The sequence below is a fragment of the Streptomyces sp. NPDC093252 genome (assembly GCF_040683675.1).
Classification (GTDB): Bacteria; Actinomycetota; Actinomycetes; order Streptomycetales; family Streptomycetaceae; genus Streptomyces.
This window is the reverse complement of record NZ_JBFBEM010000015.1, coordinates 20483-46317: the sequence shown is the minus strand read 5'-3', so window position 1 is coordinate 46317 and position 25835 is coordinate 20483. Positions and strand designations below refer to the sequence as shown.

The 25835-nt window shown below is 72.0% G+C and carries 21 protein-coding genes and 1 pseudogene; 11 read left to right on the top strand and 11 right to left on the bottom strand.

Annotation, left to right across the window (positions count from 1 at the left end; genetic code table 11):
• Positions 1-140: 140 nt before the first annotated feature.
• Entirely contained in the window at positions 141-719 is a 579-nt protein-coding gene (locus AB0O01_RS28355; RefSeq protein WP_365317694.1) for a Clp protease N-terminal domain-containing protein, read from the bottom strand.
• Between the two features lie 162 nt (positions 720-881).
• Between AB0O01_RS28355 and AB0O01_RS28350 the strand changes: the two genes are divergently transcribed.
• Positions 882-1070 (top strand): hypothetical protein, encoded by a 189-nt coding sequence (locus tag AB0O01_RS28350; RefSeq protein WP_365317692.1) that lies wholly within the window; start codon positions 882-884, stop codon positions 1068-1070.
• Positions 1071-1173: 103 nt separating this feature from the next.
• Here AB0O01_RS28350 and AB0O01_RS28345 read toward each other — a convergent pair whose 3' ends face one another.
• Positions 1174-1800, bottom strand: coding sequence for a PadR family transcriptional regulator (locus AB0O01_RS28345; protein WP_365317690.1), 627 nt, complete (start codon positions 1798-1800; stop codon positions 1174-1176).
• A 297-nt stretch (positions 1801-2097) separates the two neighbouring features.
• Here AB0O01_RS28345 and AB0O01_RS28340 point away from each other — a divergent pair.
• From AB0O01_RS28340 to AB0O01_RS28310, 7 genes and pseudogenes are all read left to right on the top strand, one after another.
• A pseudogene (locus AB0O01_RS28340) lies at positions 2098-2346 on the top strand (polyprenyl synthetase); the annotation flags it as partial.
• Between the two features lie 154 nt (positions 2347-2500).
• Entirely contained in the window at positions 2501-3553 is a 1053-nt protein-coding gene (locus AB0O01_RS28335; RefSeq protein ID WP_365317688.1) for a polyprenyl synthetase family protein, read from the top strand.
• A 50-nt stretch (positions 3554-3603) separates the two neighbouring features.
• Positions 3604-4794, top strand: a complete 1191-nt coding sequence (locus AB0O01_RS28330; protein ID WP_365317686.1) for an oxygenase MpaB family protein — start codon at positions 3604-3606, stop codon at positions 4792-4794.
• A gap of 73 nt (positions 4795-4867) precedes the next feature.
• Positions 4868-5671, top strand: a complete 804-nt coding sequence (locus AB0O01_RS28325) for a metalloregulator ArsR/SmtB family transcription factor (protein ID WP_365317685.1) — start codon at positions 4868-4870, stop codon at positions 5669-5671.
• A gap of 5 nt (positions 5672-5676) precedes the next feature.
• Positions 5677-7092: an MFS transporter gene (locus AB0O01_RS28320; protein WP_365318006.1), complete on the top strand. Its 1416-nt coding sequence runs from the start codon at positions 5677-5679 to the stop codon at positions 7090-7092.
• Between the two features lie 27 nt (positions 7093-7119).
• Positions 7120-8565 carry an argininosuccinate synthase gene (gene argG / locus AB0O01_RS28315; protein WP_365317683.1) on the top strand — a complete coding sequence of 482 codons (1446 nt, stop codon included), beginning with the start codon at positions 7120-7122 and terminating at the stop codon, positions 8563-8565.
• Between the two features lie 178 nt (positions 8566-8743).
• The gene (locus AB0O01_RS28310) at positions 8744-9556 is read left to right on the top strand and encodes a PhzF family phenazine biosynthesis protein (protein WP_365317681.1); all 813 of its coding nucleotides are present in this window, start codon (positions 8744-8746) and stop codon (positions 9554-9556) included.
• Positions 9557-9575: 19 nt separating this feature from the next.
• Here the strand turns inward: AB0O01_RS28310 and AB0O01_RS28305 are convergent, their stop codons facing one another.
• Complete coding sequence (locus AB0O01_RS28305; RefSeq protein ID WP_365317679.1) at positions 9576-10376, bottom strand: type II CAAX endopeptidase family protein; 801 nt, start codon at positions 10374-10376, stop codon at positions 9576-9578.
• A gap of 318 nt (positions 10377-10694) precedes the next feature.
• Positions 10695-12209 carry a glutamate--cysteine ligase gene (locus tag AB0O01_RS28300; protein WP_365317677.1) on the bottom strand — a complete coding sequence of 505 codons (1515 nt, stop codon included), beginning with the start codon at positions 12207-12209 and terminating at the stop codon, positions 10695-10697.
• 669 nt (positions 12210-12878) lie between these two features.
• On the opposite strand from AB0O01_RS28300, the gene AB0O01_RS28295 reads away from it, so the two are divergent.
• The 3 genes from AB0O01_RS28295 (at position 12879) to AB0O01_RS28285 (ending at position 15054) form a co-directional block, all read left to right on the top strand.
• Positions 12879-13463, top strand: coding sequence for a hypothetical protein (locus AB0O01_RS28295; RefSeq protein WP_365317675.1), 585 nt, complete (start codon positions 12879-12881; stop codon positions 13461-13463).
• A gap of 551 nt (positions 13464-14014) precedes the next feature.
• Complete coding sequence (locus AB0O01_RS28290) at positions 14015-14209, top strand: DUF5999 family protein (protein WP_365317673.1); 195 nt, start codon at positions 14015-14017, stop codon at positions 14207-14209.
• Positions 14210-14499: 290 nt separating this feature from the next.
• Positions 14500-15054: a universal stress protein gene (locus AB0O01_RS28285; protein WP_365317672.1), complete on the top strand. Its 555-nt coding sequence runs from the start codon at positions 14500-14502 to the stop codon at positions 15052-15054.
• Positions 15055-15132: 78 nt separating this feature from the next.
• Here AB0O01_RS28285 and AB0O01_RS28280 read toward each other — a convergent pair whose 3' ends face one another.
• From AB0O01_RS28280 to AB0O01_RS28250, 7 genes are all read right to left on the bottom strand, one after another.
• Positions 15133-17793: a sensor histidine kinase KdpD gene (locus tag AB0O01_RS28280; RefSeq protein ID WP_365317670.1), complete on the bottom strand. Its 2661-nt coding sequence runs from the start codon at positions 17791-17793 to the stop codon at positions 15133-15135.
• A 2-nt stretch (positions 17794-17795) separates the two neighbouring features.
• On the bottom strand, positions 17796-18479 hold the full coding sequence (locus tag AB0O01_RS28275) for a response regulator transcription factor (RefSeq protein WP_365317668.1): 684 nt from the start codon (positions 18477-18479) through the stop codon (positions 17796-17798).
• 265 nt (positions 18480-18744) lie between these two features.
• On the bottom strand, positions 18745-19413 hold the full coding sequence (locus AB0O01_RS28270) for a potassium-transporting ATPase subunit C (RefSeq protein WP_365317667.1): 669 nt from the start codon (positions 19411-19413) through the stop codon (positions 18745-18747).
• 5 nt (positions 19414-19418) lie between these two features.
• Positions 19419-21518 (bottom strand): potassium-transporting ATPase subunit KdpB, encoded by a 2100-nt coding sequence (kdpB, locus tag AB0O01_RS28265; RefSeq protein WP_365317665.1) that lies wholly within the window; start codon positions 21516-21518, stop codon positions 19419-19421.
• Between the two features lie 77 nt (positions 21519-21595).
• Positions 21596-23257, bottom strand: coding sequence for a potassium-transporting ATPase subunit KdpA (gene kdpA / locus AB0O01_RS28260; RefSeq protein WP_365317663.1), 1662 nt, complete (start codon positions 23255-23257; stop codon positions 21596-21598).
• Between the two features lie 7 nt (positions 23258-23264).
• A complete protein-coding gene (gene kdpF / locus AB0O01_RS28255) occupies positions 23265-23354 on the bottom strand; it encodes a K(+)-transporting ATPase subunit F (RefSeq protein ID WP_171151403.1) in 90 nt (29 codons plus the stop codon).
• Between the two features lie 412 nt (positions 23355-23766).
• On the bottom strand, positions 23767-25605 hold the full coding sequence (locus AB0O01_RS28250) for an APC family permease (RefSeq protein WP_365317661.1): 1839 nt from the start codon (positions 25603-25605) through the stop codon (positions 23767-23769).
• Between the last annotated feature and the right edge of the window lie 230 nt (positions 25606-25835).

The following is a 25835-nucleotide window of genomic DNA, read 5'->3' as shown; positions in this document are numbered from 1 at the left end:
AGGGCAGTACATGAGCGTCACCCCCGATGACACCTGTCTCAGCGCGTGGACGGACACCGGGTGCGCACCGGGGGCGGCGAAGTGGGGGAGCCGGGCAGGAACTCCCCCAACGGGACGCCCGGTACGCGCCGGGGAGCGGCTCAGCCGCCCTGGACGGATTCCAGCCGCTGGACGAGCTGGTGATGGTCGATACCCGCGCGGCTGAGGACCTCGACGGCGCGGGCCTCCGGGTCGGCGGTGAGCCCGGCGAGCAGATCGAGCCCGCGGGGCCGGTCCAGACCCCGGCGGGCGGCGCGGTCCCCAGCGTGTTCCAGCGCGGCGGCGGCGAGCGGGGAGTAGCCGTCGGCCACGGTCACCACGGGGAGGGCGCCGGAGTCCTCGACGGTGCCCTGCCAGCGCAGTCCGTAGCCGATGCTCCGCTGCACGAGATAGCCGAACAGCCGGGCGAGCCGGGGGCCGTCGTCGTCGCAGGCCGCGCGGACCTCGGGGTCGGCCTCCAGCAGGGAGTGCAGCAGATGGGCGGTGTCGATCTGGCGGTCCCCGTCGCGGACCGCCCGTCGCCGGGCCCCCGCGAGCACCGCCGTCAACTCCGCGCCGGGCCCGGCCCCATGGACCGCGCGCGGGGCCGCGGCTGAGGCACTGTCCAGGTCGGAGGCGGGTTGACGGGGGATTCGGTGGTGCACATCCCCTACCCCATCAGCCCCTTTGGCGTAAGTCATCCCCGGCGGGAAGCATCTTCGCGTCCCACGCAGAGGGGACATCACCGGGCGGAATCTCCTCCTTACGGATGAGATCACGCCGAATCCGGCACAGGGGCGCACGCACGTGCGTGGTACGCCCCGCCCGCAACCATCACCCGGTGTCGCTCGTCCGACACAGACATGGACGACGATTGCTGGCTGGTGGCGCTGCCGGCGGTCGACGGCAGGGACTATGTCTACCGGGTGTACGCCCCGGTGGACGCCCTGCTGGCCGACCTGTTCTGGGAAGCCTGGCACTGCCACGACGAAGGACCGCACCCGCGCGCGTGGGACCTGTTCGACGCGGCGGAGATCCGCAGGGTGGGCTGATCCCCGCCGTGGCCACGGCGGTGGCCGTGGCCGAAGCCATGACCCAGGCCCAGGCTGAGGCCCAGGCCGAGGCCGACTGCCGGTCCTCCCGCCAGTCCCCCTGTCAGTCCTCGTCGGCGAGGATCAGATACAGCTTCTTGCGCGCGTCGTTGACGATGGCGAGCGCCTTGTCCCGCTGCTCCTTGTTGCCGGTCTTCCAGACCTGGCCGAACGCCTCCAGCAGACCGAACCCGGCCGACCGGATCTCGTTCAGCGTGTCCCAGTCGACCCCGCGCGAGGCCTCCTCCCACGGGGCGTCCGGCCCCTCGTCGGCGGCCTGCCGCCCGGCGTCGGTGAGCGAGAACAGCTTCTTGCCGCCCTCACTGGCGCTGGCGATCAGCCCCTCGTCCTCCAGCAGTTGAAGGGTGGGGTACACCGAACCCGGGCTGGGCTTCCACGCCCCGCCGCTGCGCTCGGCGATCTCCTGGATCATCTCGTAGCCGTGCATCGGCCGGTCCTTCAGCAGGGCCAGGATCGAGGCCCGGACATCGCCGCGCCGCGCCCTTCCCCTGGGGCCGCCGCGACCGCGGCCTCCCCAGGCTCCGGGACCGAAGCCCTGCCCTCCGAAACCCTGTCCGCCGAAGCCATGACCGCCCCCGGGGCCGAAGGGCCCGAAAGCGGCACGCCGGCCGTCGAATCCGCCCTTGCCGCGGCGGCGTCCGTGCTCGTGCTCATATCCATGCGTGTGCATTGCGATCACTCCGTTTTCGTGTGTCGTACATGTCTTCTTCATCGCGGTTGTCGTTACCTCACTGGTCACATCACTGACTCAGTCGCGATGCGTCAACGATATATCGGAAGAGAGGCTATGGCAAGGCCGGTCCTGACAGTCCTGACAGCCGACCCCGCCCGGCACAAATCCGCACAGCCGAGCGAAACACCACTCGTTGGTGATTTCCCCCCGCCCTCCCGACCTCCCCGCCGCGATCCTCGGAGCGGGGCGGCGCACGACCGGTGCCGCCCGGACGCGTACCCGTGGGGGGACGACATGACGGACCGCACCACCTCGCGGCGGCCGGCACTGGACCAGCAGGCGGTTCTGCTGGCCGCCGGGCTCGCCGACCTCGCGCTCAGCACGGCCGGCACGGCCCTCGGCACGTTACGGGGCCTGCTGCGCCGCTCGGACGGAGCGGAACTCGCGGAGCAGGCCGAGCAGGACCTCGTGGCCCGTGGACGGCTGGTCCTGGACCGGTACGCCACCGCACCCCCGGCCCACCTGGAGATCCTCGCCCAGCACTCCCGCCACACCACCGGCACCGCACCCGCACCCGCACCCGCACCCGCACCCGCACCACCGTCGCCGACCGCCTCCGCCACCCCCACCACCCCCACCGTCCCCGCCACCCCCACCACCACCCCCACCGTCCCCGCGTCCCGGCGGCCGGGTGCCCATGCCTGACCGCTGGGACCCCACCGCCTTCCGCGCCCGCGTCGACACGGTGCTGCACGCCTTCACCGCCAAGGAGGCCGACCGGTTCGCCGAGATCGATCCCCTGCTGGCACCGGTCGCCGCCCAGGTCGAGGCGGCCGTCGCGCACGGCAAGCGGCTGCGCGCGGCGTTCTGCTACTGGGGCTGGCGCGCGGTCGGGCAGCCGGACAGCGAGGCACTGCTGCGGGCCGCCGCCGCCATGGAACTCGTACACGCCGCCGCCGTCGTGCACGACGACCTGATCGACGACAGCCCCCTGCGCCGCGGCCTGCCCACCGCCCATCGCGCCCTGCGCGGCGCGGTACGGCGGCGTCCGCGCGCCGACGCCGCCGCCCGTTCGCTGGCGATGCTGGTGGGCGATCTGCTGATGGCGCTGGCCGGGCAGTTGTTCACGGCCAGCGGACTGCCCGCCGCCTATCTGGCGCGGGCCCGCCCGCTGTGGACGGTGATGGCGCGGGAGCTGATCGCGGGCGAGTGCCTGGAGATCCTGCGCACCGGGACCGGCGCGGACACCGAGGCGTCCCTGAAGGTGATCCGGTACAAGACCGCCAAGTACACCGTCGAGCAGCCCCTGCTGATCGGCGGCACGCTGGCCGGGGCGGGCCCCGGGCTCCGCGAGGGCTACTCGGCGTACGCGCTGCCGCTCGGCGAGGCGTTCCAGCTCCGTGACGATCTGCTGGGCCTGTTCGGCGACCCGGCGCACACCGGCAAGGCCAACGCCGACGATCTCTCCGGTCACCGCCCGACCGCCCTGCTCGCCGAGACCCGCCGCCTGGCCGACGCCGCCGAACGCGAGGAACTGGACGCCCTGCTGGGCCGCCGCACCCTGGACGCCGGGGCGCTGGACACCGTCCGCGCGCTGATGGTCCGGCTGGGGGCGCCCGACCGGATCGAGGACATGATCGCCGTCCGCGTCGAGCAGTCGCTGGGCGCCCTGCACGACCTGGACGTCCCGGCGCCCGCCACCGCCGCCCTGACCTCCCTCGCCCGCTCGGCGACGTCCCGCACGTCCTGACCAGCCCCCGACTCCCCCCACCGCCACCGCCCAGGACAAGGAGCCGCCCGATGACCCCGGACTCCCCCGCATCCCCCGGCCCCCGCTACACCGACGCCGCCCTCGACGCCCTGCGCCACCCCGGCGACGAACTCGCCGACGCCACCGTCGCCACCCTCTTCGAACGCGGCGAGGTCGGCACGTTCAACACCCTCATGCGGTACGTCTCCACCACCGGCTCCCCTCTGCCCGACGGGCTGCCGGACGTCGCCCGGGAGTACCTCGCCGCGACCGCCGCCCCGCCGTCCTGGGTGGACTGGGCGGAGATGGAGAAGGCCCGGCTCTTCTTCCTCGACAACAACGTCCACATCTCCACCGCGCTGTCCTTCGCCTCCATGCCCGCCTGTTATGTCGTCCCGCATGTGGCGAAGCTGCTGTCGGCGACGCACGGGCTGAAGTACCCGTCGAAGCGGATGGCGGAGACGGGCCAGTTCACCGTCTATCTGATGCAGCCCGGCGCGTTCGAGGCGGGCAGCCGGTTCATCCCGGCCGCGCAGAAGGTACGGCTGCTGCACGCCTCCATCCGGCACCATCTGCGCCGCGAGGGCGTCTGGGACACCGCCGCGCTCGGCACGCCGATCTGCCAGGAGGACATGATCGGCGGCCAGATGTTCTTCTCGATGCTGGTGCTGGACAGCCTGCACCGGCTCGGCATCCATATGTCCCAGAGCGGCGCGGAGGCGTACTACTACGCCTGGCGGGTCGTCGGCGCGATGCTCGGCGTCGACCAGGACGCGGTCCCCCGGACCCTGGACGAGGCCCGCCAGTTCCTCGACCTCTACATGATCCGCCACATGGGCCCCTCACCCGAGGGCGCCCATCTCACCCGCCAGCTCATCGACCTCTACGAGGAGGTCGTGCCCGGCACCTTCTTCGACCCGATCGTCTCCGCGCTGATCCGCCATCTGGTCGGCGACACCAGCGCCGACTGGCTGGAGGTGCCGCGCACCGCGTGGGACACGGTCGTCAGGGCCGTTCCGCATCTGCTGGGCGTACTGGAGACCATCGAGGACCACTCCCCGTTCGGCGCCTGGGCACTGGACCGGCTCGGCCATCTCACCACGGTGTTCGAACTCTCCTCGCTGACCCGGGGCCGGGTCATGCACTACGCCATCCCGGAACAGCTCCGCAAGGACTACGGCGTCTCGGACGCCCTGCCACCCCACCGCCGCTGGACACCTCCGGCACCGACCGTCACCTGACCACCACCGGCAAGGGGATCAGGTCACCGGCGAGGGGACCACCGGCGAGAGCCCTCCCTCTCTCCAATACTCCATGGATATATGGATAATGGGCTGCGACACCACCCCGGCACGACCCCGACACCACCCAGTCGCACCCCTGGAGGCCGACATCCCCACCCCCGGCACCCCACCCGAGCCCGAGCCCACCGTCGCCCCCACCCCCACCTCCACTCCCCCCGACGGCAAAGCCCGCCTCTACGACGCCTTCGCCGCCGGGGGCAAGGCGCTGGCCAGCGGAAAACGGCTGGAGCTGCTCGATCTGCTGGCCCAGGGCGAGCGGACCGTCGACGCCCTGGCGAAGGCGGCCGGGCTGAACCTCACCACCGCCTCGGCCCATCTCCAGACCCTCAAGCAGGCCGGGTTCGTGGCCACCCGCCGCGAGGGCGTCCGGGTCCACTACCGGCTCGCGGGCGAGGACGTGGCCAGGCTGTTCGCGCTGCTGCGCAAGGTCACCGAGGCACATCAGCCAGCGGTACCGGCGGCGCGGGACGCGTATCTCGGCGCGCACGACCCCGCCGAGATGGGCCATGCGGAGCTGGCGGCGCGGGTGGCGGCCGGGGAGGTGGTGCTGCTGGACGTCCGCCCGGTGGAGGAGTACCGGGCCGGGCACATCCCCGGCGCCCGTTCCCTGCCGGTCGGCCAACTGGCGGAGCGGATCGCCGAACTGCCCGAGGAGACGGAGATCGTCGTGTACTGCCGGGGCGCCTACTGCGTCCTCGCGTACGACGCCGTACGGCTGCTGACCGAGCGGGGGCGGCGGGCGGTGCGGCTGCACGACGGGATGCTGGAATGGCGGCTCGCCGCCCGGCCCGTGGCCGCCGGGGACCCGGCGTGAGCCGGCTGGCCGGGGCCGCGGACAACCCCCTCATACCCGGCACCCCTCTCCTGCCCGACGCCGCCCAGGCCCAGCGGCGCATCCTGCGGGCCCTCGTCGTCTCCCAGATCCTGAGCGGCGCCGGACTCGCCGCGGGCGTCACGGTCGGCGCGCTGCTCGCCCAGGACATGCTGGGCGGTACGAGCCTGGCGGGACTGCCGAGCGCGCTGTTCACCGCCGGTTCGGCGCTCGCGGCCGTGGTCGTCGGCCGGATCTCGCAGGCCCGGGGCCGCCGCCCCGGCCTCACCGCCGGCTATCTCACCGGCGCGCTCGGCAGCGCGGGCGTGATCACCGCCGCCGTCCTCGACCACCCGGTACTGCTGTTCCTGTCGCTGTTCGTGTACGGCGCGGGGACGGCGACCAACCTCCAGGCGCGGTACGCGGGCGCGGATCTCGCGGAGCCGGACCACCGGGCGCGGGCCGTGTCCCGGGTGCTGGTGGCCACCACGCTCGGCGGGGTCGCGGGCCCCAATCTGGCGGCGCCGATGGCGGATCTCGCCGAGGGCCTCGGGGTGCCGGGCCTCGCGGGACCGTTCCTGCTGTCGGGGACGGCGTACGCGCTGGCCGCGCTGGTGCTGGCGGTCCGGCTGCGCCCGGACCCGCTCCTGACCGCCCGCGCGCTGGCGGACGCCGAGCAGCGGACCGCGGCGGCCGGGGGCACGGGCACGGGGCGGGAACCGGAGGGGCGGCGCCCCGGGGTCATGCTCGGCGCCCTGGTCATGATCGTCACGCAGTTGGTGATGGTCGCGGTGATGACGATGACGCCGGTCCACATGGTCGGCCACGGCCATGGCACCGCCGCCTCCGGGCTGGTCATCGCGCTGCACATCGCGGCGATGTATCTGCCGTCGCCGCTCACCGGCTGGCTGGTGGACCGGTACGGACGGATCCGGATCGCCGGGGCGTCCGGGGTCACCCTGCTGGCCGCGGGCGTCCTGGCCGCCGTCGTGCCCGGCGACTCGGTGGCGCTGCTGGCCCTGGCGCTGATCCTGCTCGGCCTCGGCTGGAACCTCGGTCTGATCTCCGGCACGGCGATCATCACGGACGCCCTGCCGCTCGCCACCCGGGCGAGGACCCAGGGCCTGGTGGACGTCGCCATCGCCATCGCCGGGACCACGGGCGGTCTCGCCTCCGGACTGATCATGGCCGCGACCAGCTATCCGATCCTCGCGCTGACCGGCGGGGTGCTGTCCCTGGCGATCCTCCCGGCCATCGCGGCGACGGCGAGCAGGACCGGAGGCCGGGGCGGAGGCCGGGGCGGAGGCCGGGGCGGAGGCCGGGAGGGAGGCCGGGAGGGAGGCCGGGACGGGGGTCGGGGCGAAGGTCGGGGCGAAGGTCAGGGCAGGGGCCGGGACGGAGGCCGGGACAAGGGCTTTGCATGACCATGCGAGATGCTGCATACTCTTCCCATGTCCAAGGTCCTCACCTCCCTCCCCTCCGGCGAGCGCGTCGGCATCGCCTTCTCCGGCGGTCTCGACACCTCGGTCGCCGTCGCCTGGATGCGCGACAAGGGCGCCGTCCCGTGCACCTACACCGCCGACATCGGCCAGTACGACGAGCCCGACATCGCCTCGGTGCCCACCCGCGCGAAGACCTACGGCGCCGAGGTGGCCCGGCTCGTCGACTGCCGGGCGGCGCTGGTGGAGGAGGGCCTCGCGGCGCTCACCTGCGGCGCGTTCCACATCCGCTCGGGCGGGCGGGCGTACTTCAACACCACCCCGCTCGGCCGCGCCGTGACGGGGACGCTGCTGGTCCGGGCGATGCTGGAGGACGACGTCCAGATCTGGGGCGACGGCTCGACCTTCAAGGGCAACGACATCGAGCGGTTCTACCGCTACGGTCTGCTCGCCAACCCCAACCTCCGGATCTACAAGCCGTGGCTGGACGCCGACTTCGTGACCGAGCTGGGCGGTCGCAAGGAGATGTCCGAGTGGCTGGTCGCGCACGCGCTGCCGTACCGGGACAGCACGGAGAAGGCGTACTCCACGGACGCCAACATCTGGGGCGCCACCCATGAGGCGAAGACCCTGGAGCACCTGGACACCGGGGTGGAGACCGTGGAGCCCATCATGGGCGTCCGCTTCTGGGACCCGTCGGTGGAGATCGCCGCCGAGGATGTGACGATCGGCTTCGACCAGGGGCGCCCGGTCACCGTCAACGGCAAGGAGTTCGCCACCGCCGTCGACCTGGTGATGGAGGCCAACGCCATCGGCGGGCGGCACGGCCTCGGGATGTCCGACCAGATCGAGAACCGCATCATCGAGGCCAAGAGCCGCGGCATCTACGAGGCCCCGGGCATGGCCCTGCTGCACGCGGCCTACGAGCGGCTGATCAACGCCATCCACAACGAGGACACCCTCGCCCAGTACCACAACGAGGGCCGCCGCCTGGGTCGGCTGATGTACGAGGGCCGCTGGCTGGACCCGCAGGCGCTGATGATCCGTGAGTCGCTCCAGCGCTGGGTCGGCGCGGCCGTCACCGGTGAGGTGACCCTGCGGCTGCGGCGCGGCGAGGACTACTCGCTCCTCGACACCACCGGCCCGGCGTTCAGCTACCACCCCGACAAGCTCTCCATGGAGCGCACCGAGGACTCGGCGTTCGGCCCCTCGGACCGCATCGGCCAGCTCACCATGCGCAACCTGGACATCGCCGACTCCCGCGCCAAGCTGGAGCAGTACGCCGGGATGGGTCTGATCGGCACGGCCCACCCGGCGATCGGTGCCGCGCAGGCCGCCGCGACCGGTCTCATCGGCGCCATGCCGGAGGGCGGCGCCGAGGCCATCGCCTCACGCGGCGAGGTCTCGGAGGAGGACGAGCTGCTGGACCGCGCGGCGATGGAGTCGGGCACGGACTGACTCCACCGTCCACCCGTCCACCCGCACATCCGTACATCCGCACGAAGGCCGGCCCGGCGCCGAGGACCCCCGGGCCGGCCTTCGGCGTACCCGCCCGCGCCCCCTCCACGCCGTTCAGGTCCAGATCCCCGCGATTGGCCTTTTCCCGCCCCGCCCCCCGCGCCCTACCGTCGGGGCCATGCGGATTCGAATCGTCGACGCCTTCACCGACCGCCCCTTCGCGGGGAACCCCGCCGGGGTGATGCTGCTGGACGCGTTCCCCGAGGACGCCCGGCTCCAGAGTGTGGCGCTGGAGGTGAACCACGCCGAGACGGCGTTCGCGCATCCGCTGCCGCCGGGCGGGGACGCGGACTGGGCGCTGCGCTGGTTCACCCCGGTGACGGAGGTCGCCCTGTGCGGCCACGCCACCCTGGCCACCGCGCATGTGCTGCACAGCACCGGCGTCCACGAGGGCCCGGTGCGCTTCGCGACCCGCAGCGGCACCCTGACCGCCACACCCCGGCCGGACGGCTCCCTCACCCTCGACTTCCCCACCGCCCCGCTGACCCCCGTCGACCTGCCGGACGGGGTCGCCGAAGCGCTGGGCGCGAAACCGCTGGCCGCGGTCGACACCGGCCCGAACCTGGGCGACCTGGTCCTCGAACTCGCCGACGAGCGGACCGTCCGCGCCCTGGCCCCGGACCACCGGGCACTCGCCCGCCACTCCACCCGGGGCATCATCGCCACCGCCCGCGCCGAGGACCCGTCCCACGGCTACGACTACGTCTCGCGCTGCTTCTTCCCCAATGTCGGGATCGACGAGGACCCGGTCACCGGCAGCGCGCACACCGCCCTCGCCCCGTACTGGTCGCCGCGGCTGGGCAGCCCGGACCTCACCGGCCTCCAGGCGTCCCGCCGCACGGGCCTGGTCCGCACCGGGCTGCGCGGCGCGCGCACCCTGCTGACCGGCCACGCGGTGACCGTCATCGACGGGGAACTGCTCACCCCCTGACCACCGCCCCGCCCCTCCGTCAAGCCGTCGGCAGCCAGCTCACCCGGCCCGCCAGCAGCGCGTACCCGACGAACGCGCCGATGTCGAGCAGGGTGTGCGCCACCACCAGCGGCCCCACCCGCCCCCAGCGGCGGTACAGGTACACGAAGACCACCCCCATCACCATGTTGCCGATGAACCCGCCGATGCCCTGATAGAGGTGGTACGAGCCGCGCAGTACCGAACTCGCGGCCATCGAGGCCCCGGGCGACCAGCCGAGCTGATCGAGCCGCCGCAGCAGATAGCCGACGACGATGACCTCTTCGACGATGGAGTTCTGCGCGGCGGACAGGATCAGCACCGGGAACTTCCACCACACGTCCGGCAGGGCCTCCGGCACCACGGTGAGGTTGAAGCCGAGGCCCCGTGCGGCGAGGTAGAAGGCGATGCCGGTGCTGCCGATCCCGGCGGCGATCACCGCGCCGCGCCCGAGATCGGGCCAGGGACGGGTGCGGTCGAAGCCGATGGTGCGCAGGCTCGCGCCCTCACGGATCAGCAGATGCGCGACCAGCGCGACCGGCACCAGCGCGGTGGTGATGCCGAACAACTGCCAGGCCAGGTCAAGCCAGGGGCGGCCGGGGGCGGCGGAGGCGTTGAGGGTGGCCGCCTGGTCGCTGAGACCGCCGGGCCGGGTGGCCGAGCCGATGAAGCTGATCAGCGCGGAGACCCCGCTCGCGCCCAGGGACAGGGCGAGGACGAGCAGCGTCTCGTCGCGCAGGGTCCGCCGCGAGAGCCGTTCCAGCGGCTGTGCCCGAGCCGCCGCGCTGTCCTCCGCCTGCACAGGTGCCTCCCGTGGGTGTCCAGTGGGTAGAGCCGTGAAGGATCACAGCTTGCCCCATGAACCTGGGAGCACGAATCCCCGGGTACCCGGGGGCCCGGCACGACAGGTACCTGACCGGGGGTGGGTGCGGGAGGGGGGGAGCGGGTGGGATCGGCCGCCCGGCGGGGCCAGAGAGCGGGCCGGGCCGGTCGGGAAGGGACCACCCGGGGGCCGCCGACCCGCCCGGCAACCCCATCCGGCACCGGCCCGTGAGGGCGGGCCCGGCAGCCGGCCGGGCAACGGCAGTCGCAAAGGGTCCCGGTAAAAGAGAAAGCCCCCTCAGCGCCGCACCGCCTCCGGCACCCCCACCGGCCAGGTGTGGACCGGTTCGCCCAGCCGGGTCAGTTCGCAGTAGCGGCGGGTGGTGGCGGCCAGCGCCCGGTCGCGGTTCAGGCCGCTCTCCAGGGCCCGGTGAAACGTGGCGACCTGCCAGGACGCCCCGTTGAACCGGCGCCGGCAGCGTTCCTCGACCACCCCGAGATAGAAGTCGCGGTCGGCGGGTTCGATGCCCCAGGCGTCCAGTCCGGCGGCGGCCAGCGGCAGCAGTTCGTCCCGGACCAGGGTGACCGCGTCCACCTCGGCCGTACCGCCGTACCGCCCGCGGCGCGGCCAGCGGAAGCGGGCCTCGATGCCATGGCGGCAGGCGGCGTCGAAGTTCTCCGCCGCCTGCTCGAAGGGCAGCCGGGTCCAGACCGGCCGGGACTCGTCGGCGAGGGCGCGGACCAGGCCGTAGTAGAAGGCCGCGTTGGCGAGGACGTCGGTGACGGTGGGCCCGGCGGGCAGCACCCGGTTCTCCACCCGCAGATGCGGGACGCCGTCGGCGATGCCGTAGACGGGCCGGTTCCAGCGGTAGACCGTGCCGTTGTGCAGGACGAGTTCGGCGAGCGTGGGGACGCCGCCCGCGTCCAGGGTCTCCAGCGGCTCCTCGTCGTCGACGATGGGCAGCAGGGCCGGGAAGTAGCGCAGATTCTCCTCGAAGAGGTCGTGGGCCGACGAGATCCAGCGCTCCCCGAACCAGGTGCGCGGGCGGACGCCCTGCGCCTGGAGTTCGGGCGGCCGGGTGTCGGTGGACTGCTGGAACAGCGGCGGCCTGGACTCCCGCCACAGCTCCCGCCCGAACAGGAACGGCGAGTTGGCGCCGACCGCGATCTGCGCCGCGGAGGCGACCTGCGCCGCGTTCCACACATCGGCGAACCGCGCCGGAGTGACCTGGAGATGCAGTTGTACGGAGGTGCAGGCGGCCTCGGGGGCGATGGAGCGGGAGGTGCAGACCAGGTGTTCCACCCCGTCGATGTCGAGGGTGAAGTCCTCGCCGCGGGCGGCCACTATCTGATCGTTGAGCAGGGTGTAGCGGTCCACCTCGGAGAGATTGGACGAGACCAGATGGTCCCGGTCCAGGGTCGGCAGAATCCCGATCATCACGATTCCGGCATCGACCTCGACCGCTTTCCGGTGGGCGTAGCCGAGAGAGGTGCGGACTTCCTCGGCGAGCCGGTCGAATACCCGGCCGCTCAACCGGTGGGGGGCAATGTTCACTTCCAGATTGAACATGGCGAGTTCTGTTTGGAAATCCCGGCTGGCGATGCGTTCCAGGACTTGCCCGTTCAACATTCTCGGCAGTCCGTCGGCACCGACCAGATTCAATTCGATCTCCAGGCCCATCAGGTTCTTGGGCCGGTCGAACCGCTGCTCCGCGAGCAGTCGCTCCAGGCCGGTCAGACAGCGCCGGAGCTTGTCCCGGTAGCTGTGCCGATCGGACAGGTCGATACCGCCTGCCACGACCTTCTCCCCCATCGAAGCGTCCCTCCTCGGATGGGCGGGCCCGGACCCGGGCCCGCCGGGGTGCGCGGACCGGGTACGGGCCCGGCTGGATGTCAGGGTGAATGTCCGTATGGATGTCCGTGGTGGATGTCCGTATGGATGTCCGTGGTGATGTCCGTGGTGATGTCCGTGGTGGATGTCAGGGTGGATGATGCCCAGCCCGGACGATCCATAACGCCACACGGCGGCCCGCCCGCCCGCTAATCTGGTCCCTGCCGGGCACTTATGTCCGGGGGCACATACCCCTGGCATACGGCATTCGGGTTGCACCGCCTCCGCGTTACTCGTGAAAAACGCCGACGACAATTGGCCCACCACATGACGCACACAACCCGAGGTCAGCGCAGCCGCGGCAACGGGAAATCGGGATGTTTCACCCTGAATCCATGACTGGAATCGGCCTTGTCCGGGTGCCCCGGAACGGCTAGCCGAAACACCGCTCGAACAGCGGTCGTATAAACTCCGCGAACGAGGCAGAAGGCCGACACCGGCCCCCGGGACATCCGCCGTCACGTTCCTCCGCGCGGGATATGTCCCGTCGCGCCCCGGCACCCCGGCCGGTCTTCCCTCGACCGTGAGCAGACAGCGCCGTCCGCCCCCGCCCTCACGCACCCCTGCCTGTCCAATGAGAGGCGACCCACCATGCCGCTGCATGTCCCGCCGGCTCCCGCGCCCGCTCTTCGCACCGTCCTCACGGCCCTCGGTTCCCCCACCGCGGTCCGTGAGGCCCGAACGCCCTCCCTGCGCACCGCCGACGGACCCGTCACCCCCGAACTCCCCCTGCCCGTGCACGTCCTGGACCCGGTGACGGGCGGCGGAGTCTTCGCCACCCGGCTGGCCGGCTGGCGCTTCCTGATCCACAGCGGGGGCCGTGCCGTGGCCGCCGCGGAGACCCGGCTCACCGCCGACGGCTGGGCCTTCTCGCACTTCTTCGAGGGCCCGTACATCGCCTCCACCGAACTCGCCCTGCGCCAGGCCGAAACGCTCCCCGGCCGGTACCAGCCGCGTCTGCTCTCCGTACCCAGCCTCTACATGCTCACCCTGTGGCTGCACGGCGATCCCGGCGCGGACGCGGCGGCCGGTCTTCCCGCGGCGGCCGATCTGCTGGTGCCGCTGGCCCCGGCCCCGCCCGGCATCCCGGCCCACCGTCCGCACCGGGCGGGCGAGTTGCTGCCGGTCCTCACCCAGCGGGTGCCCCCGGCCCCGCTGCTGGGCTCACCCGCCTGAGCCGCCCCCGCCCCTCCCGGTCACCCCCACCCCGCCACGCCCCTCGTACCCCGCCGCCGCACCACCGGCCGCGGGGTACGGCGTTTTCCCCCGACGCTTCCCCCCGACACTTCCTCCCGACGCCGCCTCCCGACGCCGCCTCCCGGCACTTCCTCCCGACGCCTTCTCCAGGCACCGTCACCCGACGCCATCCCCCTCCCCTCCCCCCCGGAGCGACAGCTCTCTTGTGCCATTTCCCGCTCATACGAGCCTCACCCCCGGTGAACCCGAGCGGACTAGCCCCATCCGGTCACCGTGAATCACCCGAAAGGGCAGCACAGTTGAACTGAACCGTCCGGCCGGGTGATGCGTCATGAACCTGTGAGAAGCGGTGCTCCGAAATCCCTGCGGATCGACGCCCGTGGGGCAACACTGGTTCAGGACCCGACTCATCACAACGGGGGGCGGCCATGAAAGACGCTTCGAGCCGCGGAACAGACACGCCGATCAGTACGCACACCCCATCCAGAGCGCATACCCCATCCGTCACGACAGAGCGAAAGATCCCATCCATGTGCCAGCACACGCCTCCGTGCCCCACAGCCGACTCCGCCGACCGGGACTCCGCCCGCCTCGTGGCGCACCACCCGGAACAGGGCTGGAGCCTGCTGTGCAACGGGGTGCTGCTCTTCGAGGACACCGGCGAACTGCTGCCGGACGGCCAGATCATCGCCCCGCACCGCCCCCAGGTGGTGACGGCGGCCTGAGCCGTACCGGGCGGCCGGACGACAGCACCGCCCGGGGACAACAGGGGCCGGACCGCGGGCACACCGCGAACCGGCCCCGACGCGTCTCCGGACACCGTCACGGCCTGTAATCGACCGTGTCGACGGCGGCACCGCGCGTCAGGGACGCGCAAGGTTCCGACTGTCGCGCGCCAAGAAGCCGCAACCGGCCTTCACCGCGCACCCGCGTGCGGGTGGGATGGGACCGGCCCCGTGCCGGGGCCCGGCGCTGGACAAGCGGTCCACCGCCATGGGCGACGAACGGTGGAGCGATGTCCGGCAGCGGCGACGCAGGTACCCCTCGGGTCGTGGTGGGGGTCAGTGGCTCCCTCGGCAGCGTCACCGCGCTGTGCCGGGCGGCCGAGGAGTCCCGCCGCCGGGGCGCGGCGCTGTGGCCGGTACTGGCCTGGGAACCGCCGGGCGGCGAACTGGGCGTGGGCCGCAATCCGGCCCCGTGCGTGCTGCTGGACGAATGGCGCCGCCTGGCCGGACAGCGGCTGCTGGGCGTGCTCGCCGACGCGTTCGGCGCCGACGGCCCCGGCGTCCCGGTGCGGGCCACGGTGGCCCGGGGCGCCCCCGGTGTCGCCCTGGTGCGGGCGGCCGACCGCGAGGACGACATCCTGGTCGTCGGGGCGGGCCGGCGCAGCCCCTGGCATCGCGCCTTCTCCCGCTCGGTCAGCCGCTACTGCCTGACCCATGCCGTCTGCCCGGTCCTCGCGATCCCGCCCTCGCCCCTGGAGGCGGAACTGACGGCCGTCCACCGCCGGAACACCTGGCGCCTGCGACTGGACACCGACGGACTCACGGACGAACGCCAGCCCTCCTGACAACGGCCCCCGCCCCAACGCCACCCACCCCACCCCCGCCGACCCGGGCAGCACCCCGCCCGCCCCCCTCTCCTCCCCCTACGAAACCCCGGCGACCCGCTCCTCCGCCTCCCCCGGCCCCTCCGGCTCCCCAGCCACCACCCCCCGCGACGACACCCCTCGCTCCCCCACCCCCACCACCGAAACACCCACACTCCCCTCATCCCCCGCATCCCCCACGCCCCCCGCACTTCCCCCACCCCTCCCCACCGCCCGCCGCAGACTCAGCACCATCGTCAGCCCACCCCCCGGCGTGTCCTCCGCCGTCAGCGTGCCGCCCATCGCGTCGGCGAAGCCGCGCGCCACCGCGAGCCCGAGCCCCACCCCGGTACCGCGCGGAGCGTCCCCATGGCGCTGGAACGGCTCGAAGATCCGTTCCTTCGCCTCGTCCGGCACCCCCGGCCCCCGGTCCACCACCCGCACCTCCACCCGCTCCCCCAGCGCGCTGGCCGACACCATCACCGTCTCGCGGGTGCTGTACTTCACGGCGTTCTCGACCACGTTGGCCACCACCCGCTCCAGCAGCCCCTTGTCCACGACGACCATCGGCAGGGTCTCCGGGATGTCCAGCTCGACGCTGTCCTCGGGCACCCCGCCGAGCGCCATCGGCACCACCTCGTCGAGGTCGATCTCGCGCACGATCGGGGTGACGGTCCCGGTCTGGAGGCGGGACATGTCGAGCAGATTGCCGACGAGATGGTCGAGCCGGTCGGCGCCCTCCTCGATGGCCGCCAGCAGTTCCGCCTGGTCCTCCTCCGACCAGGCCACGTCGTCCGACCGCAGCGAGGAGACGGCGGCCTTGATCCCGGCGAGCGGGGTGCGCAGATCATGGCTGACGGCGGCCAGCAGCGCGGTGCGGATGCGGTTCCCCTCGGCCAGCGCACGCGCCCGGTGGGCCTCCTCGCGCAACCGGCGCCGGTCGAGCACCACCGCCGCCTGCGCGGCGAACGCCGCCAGCACCCGGCGGTCCTCGGCGGGCAGCACCCGCCCCGAGAGCGCGAGCGCCATGTGGTCGCCGACGGGGACGTCCACATCGGCGTCCTCCGGGCACCGGCAGGGCTGCGCGCCGACGCTGCCCGCGCAGGTCCAGGGCTCGACCTCGCTCTCCCGCTCCAGCAGCGCCACCGACTCAATCGCGAAGGTCTCCCGGACCCGCTCCAGGAGCGCCTCCAGGCTGGTCTCCCCGCGCAGCACGTCCCCGGCGAGGAACGAGAGTATCTCCGACTCGGCCCGCAGCCGGGCCGCCTGATGGGTGCGCCGGGCGGCGAGGTCGACCACCGAGGCCACCGACACGGCGACCCCGATGAAGATCGCGATGGCGACGATGTTCTGGGGGTCGGCGATGGTGAGGGTGTGCACGGGCGGGGTGAAGAACCAGTTCAGCAGCAGCGAACCGGCCACCGCCGAGGCCAGCGCGGGCACCAGTCCGCCGAGCAGGGCCGCCGCCACCGTGAAGGTGAGGAAGAGCAGCATGTCGTTGGCGAGGCCGACGTCCGGGGCGAAGCCGTCGAGCAGCGCGGTGAGCAGCACCGGGCCGAGGACCCCGACGATCCAGCCCCACAGGATCCGCCCCCGCCCGAGCCGGGCGCCCCGGGCGACGGGCAGTCCGCGCCCCTTGCCGGCCTCGTCATGGGTGATCAGATGGACGTCGAGATCGGGTCCGGACTCCCGAGCGACGGTCGCCCCGACACCCGGTCCGAACGCGTACTGCCAGCTCTTGCGGCGGGAGACGCCCAGCACGATCTGTGTGGCGTTCACACCCCGCGCGAAGTCCAGGAGGGCGGCGGGAATGTCGTCTCCCACCACATGGTGGAAGGTGCCGCCGAGATCCTCGACCAGCGTGCGCTGGACGGCCAGTTCCTTCGGGGAGCCCCCGGTGAGGCCGTCGCTGCGCGAGATGTAGACGGCGAGGACCTCCCCGCCCGCTCCCTTCTCGGCCAGTCTCGCCGCCCGCCGCAGCAGCGTCCGCCCCTCCGGTCCACCGGTCAGACCGACCACGATCCGCTCCCGCGAGCCCCAGATCTTCGACACCCGGTGCTCGCTGCGGTACTCCGTCAGATACTCGTCCACCCGGTCCGCGACCCAGAGCAGGGCCAGTTCCCGCAGGGCGGTGAGATTCCCGGGCCGGAAGTAGTTCGAGAGCGCCGCGTCGACCTTGTCCGGCTTGTAGACGTTCCCGTGCGCCATACGCCGCCGCAGCGCCTCCGGCGACATGTCGACCAGCTCTATCTGGTCGGCCCGCCGCACCACCTCGTCCGGCACCGTCTCCTGCTGCCGCACCCCGGTGATCGACTCCACCACATCGCCCAGCGACTCCAGATGCTGGATGTTCACCGTCGAGACGACATCGATCCCGGCGGCCAGCAGCTCCCCCACGTCCTGCCAGCGCTTCGCGTTGCGCGACCCCGGGACATTGGTGTGCGCCAGCTCGTCCACCAGCGCCACCCTGGGCCGGCGCGCGAGCACCGCGTCCACGTCCATCTCCGTGAACGTCGTGTCCCGGTACTCCAGCTCCCGGCGCGGGATCTGCTCCAGGCCGTGCAGCATCACCTCCGTCCGGGGCCGGGCGTGATGCTCCACGAACGCAACCACGCAGTCCGTGCCCCGCTCGATGCGCCGATGGGCCTCCGACAGCATCGCGTACGTCTTGCCGACGCCCGGAGCGGCGCCGAGGTAGATCCGCAGCTTGCCGCGTGCCATGTTCATCCTTCGAAGCGGTAACCCATGCCGGGTTCGGTGACGAGATAGCGGGGATGGGAGGGATCGCTCTCCAGTTTGCGCCGCAACTGGGCCATGTAGACCCGCAGATAGTTGCTCTTGTTGCGCTGGGACATCCCCCAGACCTCCTGGAGCAGGAACGTCTGGCTGACCAGCCGCCCGGGACGGGTCACCAGCAGCTCCAGCAGATGCCATTCGGTCGGGGTGAGCCGGATGTCCCGGCCGTCGCGCACCGCCCGTTTGGCGAGCAGGTCGATGGTGAAGTCGGCGGTGGTGACCACGGTGGCACCGGGCGCGGGCACGGTGTCGTCGGTACGGCGGACGGCGGCGCGGAGCCGGGCCATCAGCTCGTCCATGCTGAACGGCTTGGTGACGTAGTCGTCCGCCCCGGCGTCGAGGGCGGCCACCTTCTCGTCGGACGCCTGCCGGGCCGACAGCACCAGGATCGGCACCCGGCTCCAGCCGCGCAGCGCCCGGATCACCTCGACGCCGTCCATGTCGGGCAGTCCGAGGTCGAGCATCACCACATCGGGCTGACGGGCCGCCGCCAGCCGCAGCGCGGTCGCGCCGTCGGTGGCGGAGTCCACCCCGTACCGGCGTGCCCGCATATTGATCACGAGGGCCCGGACGAGCTGTGGATCGTCCTCGACCACCAGCACACGAGTCATGGGCGTGCGCCTTTCCTGTCGTACGGGAGGGGGATCGTACGTTCCGGCGACGGCGGGAGGGGTCCCACCGGAGAGGGGCCCACGGGGGGAGCGCGGGCAGGGGTCCGGGATGGGGGGCGGGGACGGAGATCCGGGGACGGAGATCCGGGACGGCGGCGGGAGCCGGCGGGGCCGGGGTGTCCCGGGCCCCGCCGGCTCCCGTACCGGCCGGAGCGCGTCACGCGCACGCCGTTCCCCGATCAGTCGCACTGGTCAGTCGCCCTGATCAGTCGCCCCGGACGAGTTCCCTGAGCGCGATGTTGAGTTCGAGGACATTGACCCGCGGCTCGCCGATGAAGCCGAGGGTGCGGCCCTCGGTGTGCTCATCGACCAGTCCCTGCACCTCGTCCACCGGCAGCCCGTTCCGCTCGGCGACCCGGTGGACCTGGAGGTCCGCGTAGGCGGGGGAGATGTCCGGATCGAGACCGGAGCCGGAGGAGGTCACCGCGTCGGCGGGCACCTCGTCGGGGTCGACGGTGTAACCGGGCACGGAGTTGTCCTCGACGACGGCGGCCTTGGCGTCGGTCACCCACTGGATCAGCTCGGGGTTGTCCCCGGAGCGGTTGGTGGCCCCGGAGAGGATGAGCTGGTACTGGGTGTTGACGCTGTTGCTGCCGAGCCCGTTCTGCGGACGGCCCTGGAACCACTTGAGGTCCGGCTCCGGGGTCTCCTGCCCCTCCCCCAGCGGCAGGTTGTACGCCTGCCCGATGAGGGAGGAGCCGACGACCTCGCCGTCCGCCGTGATCTCCGAGCCGTTGGCCGAGTCGCGGAACAGGCCCTGGGCGATCCCGGTGACGACGAGGGGGTAGAGCACGCCGGTCACCAGGGTCAGCACGAGGAGGGCGCGCAGGCCCGCGCCGAGCAGCCGGGCGGTGTTGGTTACGGAGTTGTTCATGCCGATCAGCCGATTCCGGGGATGAGGGAGATGAGCAGGTCGATGAGCTTGATGCCGATGAAGGGCGCGATCAGCCCGCCGAGGCCGTAGATCCCGAGGTTGCGGCGGAGCATCTTGTCGGCGCTGACCGGCCGGTACTGCACGCCCCGCAGGGACAGCGGCACCAGGGCGATGATGATCAGCGCGTTGAAGACGACGGCCGACAGGATCGCCGAGTCCGGCGAGGACAACTGCATGATGTTCAGCTTGTCCAGGCCCGGGTAGACGGCCGCGAACAGCGCCGGGATGATCGCGAAGTACTTCGCGACGTCGTTGGCGATGGAGAAGGTGGTCAGCGCGCCCCGGGTGATCAGGAGCTGCTTGCCGATCTCCACGATCTCGATGAGCTTGGTCGGGTTGGAGTCGAGGTCGACCATGTTGCCGGCCTCCTTGGCGGCCGACGTCCCGGTGTTCATGGCGACACCGACGTCCGCCTGGGCCAGCGCCGGGGCGTCGTTGGTGCCGTCACCGGTCATCGCGACCAGCTTGCCGCCCGCCTGCTCCCGCTTGATGAGGGCCATCTTGTCCTCGGGGGTGGCCTCGGCGAGGAAGTCGTCCACGCCCGCCTCCTGGGCGATGGCCTTGGCGGTGAGCGGGTTGTCGCCGGTGATCATGACGGTCTTGATGCCCATCTGGCGCAGTTCCTCGAACCGCTCCCGCATCCCCTCCTTCACCACGTCCTTGAGGTGGATGACCCCGAGGACCCGGGCGCCGCCCGCGTCCTCCACGGCGACCAGCAGCGGGGTGCCCCCGGCCGCCGAGATCTCGTCGACGATCCGGCCGGCGTCCTCGGCGGTCTCGCCGCCGCGCTCCCCGACCCAGGCGGTCACCGAACCGGCGGCCCCCTTGCGGACCTTGCGGCCGTCGACGTCGACGCCGGACATCCGGGTCTGCGCGGTGAACGCGATCCACTCGGCCTGGGTCAGCTCGCCCTGGTGGCGCTCGCGCAGCCCGTACTTCTCCTTGGCGAGGACGACGATCGAGCGGCCCTCGGGGGTCTCGTCGGCCAGCGAGGAGAGCTGGGCGGCGTCCGCGAGTTCGGGCGCGGTGGTGCCCCGGACCGGGACGAACTCGGCGGCCTGGCGATTGCCGAGGGTGATGGTGCCGGTCTTGTCGAGGAGCAGGGTGGAGACGTCCCCGGCCGCCTCGACCGCGCGGCCCGACATGGCGAGCACATTGCGCTGCACCAGCCGGTCCATCCCGGCGATGCCGATCGCGGAGAGCAGGGCACCGATGGTGGTCGGGATGAGGCAGACCAGCAGGGCGACCAGGACGACCATGGAGAGGTCGGTGCCCGCGTAGTCGGCGAGCGGCGGGAGGGTGGCGACGGCCAGCAGGAAGACGATGGTCAGCGAGGCCAGCAGGATGTTCAGCGCGATCTCGTTGGGCGTCTTCTGCCGGGCGGCGCCCTCGACCAGGCTGATCATCCGGTCGATGAAGGTCTCCCCCGGCTTGGTGGTGATCTTGACGACGATCCGGTCGGAGAGCACCTTGGTGCCGCCGGTGACCGCGCTGCGGTCGCCGCCCGACTCCCGGATGACCGGGGCGGACTCGCCGGTGATGGCGGACTCGTCGACCGAGGCGACGCCCTTGATGACATCGCCGTCGCCGGGGATGATGTCCCCGGCCTCGCACACCACGTGGTCGCCGATCCTCAGCTCGGTGCCGGGCACCTGCTCCTCGCGCTCACCGGTCAGCCGGCGGGCGACGGTGTCGGTCTTGGCCTTGCGCAGCGTGTCGGCCTGCGCCTTGCCCCGGCCCTCGGCGACCGCCTCCGCCAGATTGGCGAAGATGACGGTCAGCCAGAGCCAGGCGCTGATCGCCCAGCCGAACCAGTCTCCGGGGTCGGTGAAGGTGAACACGGTGGTGAGGACCGAGCCGACCCACACCACGAACATGACCGGCGACTTGACCATGACCCGCGGGTCGAGCTTGCGCAGCGCGTCCGGCAGCGACCTGACGAGCTGGCCGGGGTCGAAGAGGCCCGCGCCGACACGGCCCTCGGCGGACTTGCGCCCGGTGGGTACGTCGCTGTGCGGCGCCCGGGTCGGGGTGGGTGTGGACATCGATGCCCCTTGCTGCTGCTTCTGCTCGGAAATCGCGGGATCCGCTGCTCGGTCTGGGCGGTGTATGGGCGCGGACATCACGCCAGCCCTTCGGCCAGCGGGCCCAGCGCGAGCGCCGGGAAGTACGTCAGACCGGTGACGATGATGATCGTGCCGACCAGCAGCCCGGAGTACATCGGCTTGTCGGTGCGCAGGGTGCCGGCGGTCTCCGGGACCGGTTTCTGCTCGGCGAGCGACCCGGCCAGCGCCAGCACGAACACCATCGGCAGGAAGCGGCCCAGCAGCATGGCGACACCGAGGGTGCTGTTGAACCACTGGGTGTCCGCGTTGAGCCCGGCGAAGGCCGAGCCGTTGTTGTTGGACGCGGAGGTGTAGGCGTACAGGATCTCGGAGAAGCCGTGGGCGCCGGAGTTGGTCATGGAGTTGCCCGGGGTGGGCAGGGCCATGGCGAAGGCGGTGAAGACCAGGACCAGGGCCGGGGTGATCAGGATGTAGCAGGCGGCGAGCTTGATCTCGCGGGCGCCGATCTTCTTGCCCAGGTACTCGGGGGTGCGGCCGACCATCAGACCGGCGAGGAACACCGCGATGATCGCCATGATCAGCATGCCGTAGAGGCCGGAGCCGACACCGCCGGGCGCGATCTCGCCGAGCATCATGCCCAGCATGGCGATGCCGCCGCCGAGTCCGGTGAAGGAGGAGAGGAAGGCGTTCACCGCGCCGGTGGAGGTGAGGGTGGTCGCCACGCCGAAGATCGAGGAGGCGCCGACGCCGAAGCGGACCTCCTTGCCCTCATAGGCACCCCGGGCGATCTCGAACGCCTCGCCGCTGTGGTGGAACTCGGTCCACATCATCAGGACGGTGAAGCCGAGCCAGATGGTGGCCATGGTGGCGAGGATCGCGTAGCCCTGCTTGACCGAGCCGACCATCAGCCCGAAGGCGCGGGTCATGGCGAACGGGATGACCAGGATCAGGAAGATTTCGAACAGGTTGGAGAACGGTGTGGGGTTCTCGAAGGGGTGGGCGCTGTTGGCGTTGAAGTAGCCGCCGCCGTTGGTGCCCAGCTCCTTGATGGCCTCCTGGGAGGCGACCGCGCCGCCGTTCCACTCCTGCGAGCCGCCCATGAACTGGCCGACCTCGTGGATCCCGGCGAAGTTCTGGATCGCCCCGCAGGCCACCAGCACCACGGCCCCGACGAACGCCAGCGGCACCAGGATGCGGACGACACCGCGCACCAGGTCGGCCCAGAAGTTCCCCAGCTCACCGGTGCGCGACCGGGCGAAGCCGCGCACCAGGGCGACGGCGACGGCCATGCCGACGGCGGCGGAGACGAAGTTCTGCACCGCGAGCCCGCCGGTCTGCACGACCGGGCCCATGGCCTGTTCGCCGTAGTACGACTGCCAGTTGGTGTTGGTGACGAAGGAGACGGCGGTGTTGAACGCCTGGTCCGGGTCGATGGAGGCGAAGCCCAGCGAGCCGGGCAGCACGCCCTGGAGCCGCTGGAGCAGATAGAGGAAGAGGACACCGACGGCGGAGAAGGCGAGCACCCCGCGCAGATAGGCGGGCCAGCGCATCTCGGCGTCGGGGTTGGCGCCGATGCCCTGGTAGATCCACTTCTCCACCCGCAGATGCCGGTCGGAGGAGTAGACCCTGGCGATGTGGTTGCCGAGCGGTACATAGACCACCGCGAGCGCGCCGATCAGCGCGACGAGCTGAAGAACGCCGGCGAGTACGGGACCCATGTGCGGCTCAGAACCTCTCCGGGAAGATCAGCGCGAGGACGAGATAGCCCAGCAGGGCGACGGCCACGATGAGGCCGACGATGTTTTCGACGCTCACAGCTTCGTCACCCCCTTGGCGACGAGAGCCACCAGCGCGAACAGCGCGAGCGTGGCGACGACGAAGGCCACATCGGCCATCGTGAACTCCTGGAGTCGAGGTACGAGCGGGACAGAAACGGCGTGAACGGTGGGACGGGAACCGGCAGAACAGGTGGACGGGAACGACGGGACAGTGGGACGGGAACGACGGGACCGGACACGAACCGCCGGACGGGAACGGTTAGAGGAAACCGCCTGTTTGGCCGGTTCCGACCGCCGTTGACGGGTCCCATACGGTGCCCTGCACCCCTTTGACGGGACCCATACGGCGGACGGTCGCAGGCACCGGCCGGCCCTGACCCCGCGCTGCGGCTCCACCACCAGAGCCCCCCACGGAGTGCTATCTCAGCGTTACGTTACGCAACCACTCCTCACCCGAGCCGGAACCGCAACCGGCAGATCACCGCGTCGGTGTCGCGGCGCACGGCATGGGCGACGACCGCGCCCCGCTGGTTCTGGAGCAGCCGCTGCCACAGCCGTTCCGGCTCGGTCTCCGCGACCAGCACGGTGACCCGGGTGCCCGGCACGGCCGACAGCTCCCGCACATAGGCGGCGATCGGGCGTCCCAGCGCGCGCCGCTCGCTGTGCAGCCGGACCAGGGGCACCCCGGGGTCCCAGTCGGCCCAGGCGCGCTCCAGGGCGTGGCTGTGGGCCCGGTCCTCGGGGTCCGGGTAGCAGACGGTCACCGCGCGGACCTCGTCGCCGAGGGAGCGGGCCGCGGTGAGCGCCTCGGAGGTGAGCCGGGACAGCGTGGACACCGGTACGACCACGAGGGACCGGTCCCGGTGCGGCGGCTCGGGGACCCGGCCGAGCCCGAGCCGTTCCCCTATGCGGGCGTACGCCCGGTGCACGGTCCGGAAGGCCACCACCAGCACCGGCAGCGCCACCACCACGAGCCAGGCGCCCTCGTCGAACTTGGTGGCGGTGACGACGATCGCGGCGACCCCGGTGAGAGTGCCGCCGAACCCGTTCAGCAGCGCCTTGCCCCGCCATCGCGGCCCCCGCTCCAGCCGCCAGTGCCGGACCATGCCGATCTGGGCGATGGTGAACCCGATGAACACCCCGATGGCGAACAGCGGCACCAGGGTGTTGGTGTCGCCGCCGGAGAACAGCAGCAGCGCGGCCGAGACCAGCGCCAGCGCCAGCACCCCGTGCCGGTGGACCTGGCGGTCGGCCTTCAGCGCGAAGACATGCGGGAGGTAGTTGTCCCGGGCGAGCAGCTTCAGCAGCACCGGCAGCCCGCCGAAGGAGGTGTTGGCGGACAGCGCCAGCAGCACCATCGTCGCGAACTGGACCACATAGAAGGCCGCGTTGTGGCCGAGGGAGGCGTCGGCGAGCTGGGCGAGGACGGTGACGCCCTCGACCGGCTGGAGGCCGAACCGCGAGATCAGCACCGACAGCCCGATCAGCATCACGCCGAGCACCGCGCCGAGGGCGACCTCCGCGTGCTGCGCCCGCTTGGCGCGCGGCGCCCGGAAGGAGGGCACGGCGTTGGCGATGGCCTCGACGCCGGTGAGCGCGGAGCAGCCGGAGGCGAACGCCTTGAGCAGCAGCAGCGCGCCGACGGTGGTCGCGTTGTCGGAGAGCACCGAGGCATGCCCGGCCGCCGCCTCGGTGCTGACCGGCGCCGACCGGAAGAGACCGACCCCGATCAGCACCAGGATCGACCCGACGAAGACGACCGTCGGCACGATGAACGCCCGCGCCGAGTCCACGATCCCGCGCAGATTCACCGCCGTGATCAGCACCAGCACGGCCAGGCACAGCCACAGCCGGTCGGCGTAGAGGGAGGGGAAGGCGGAGGTCAGCGCGGCCACCCCGGCGGTGACGGCGACGGCCACATTGAGCACATAGTCCAGCACCAGCGACCCGGCGGCGACGAGACTCGTCCGCACCCCCAGATGCCGCCGCGCCACCGCGTACGAGCCTCCGCCGTCCGGAAAGGCCGCGATGACCTGCCGGTACGAGGCGACGAGCACGGCCAGCAGCCCGGCGATGGCGAGGGTGACCGGCAGCGTGAACCCGAGGCCGTGCGCCCCGGCGGCGGCCAGCACCAGCACGATCGCCTCGGGCCCGTACGCCACCGACGCCATGGCGTCCAGCGACAGCGCGGCAAGGCCCGTGACGGCGGTGAGGCGGTGCCGCTCACCGGTATCGGGCGGTTCCTCCCCGACGGGGGCGGCGCCCGGTGCGGCGGTCAGTACGGACATGGCGTGGGTGCTCCTTGTGGTGTGAGGTCTGTGAGGTGCCCTCAGAGTGGGACCGGTTCCGGCCACCGCCGAGTGGCCCTTGCGCGTTCTTCGCGCGGAGGGACCGGACCCTGACGGGCTCTTGACGGGGCCGGACCCGTGTGCGCGGCGTCAAGAAGGCACAGGGCCTCGTCAAAGTGCCGTCAAGCCACCCGGCAACCGGCCCCGGAATCCCTAACGTCGGTCATATG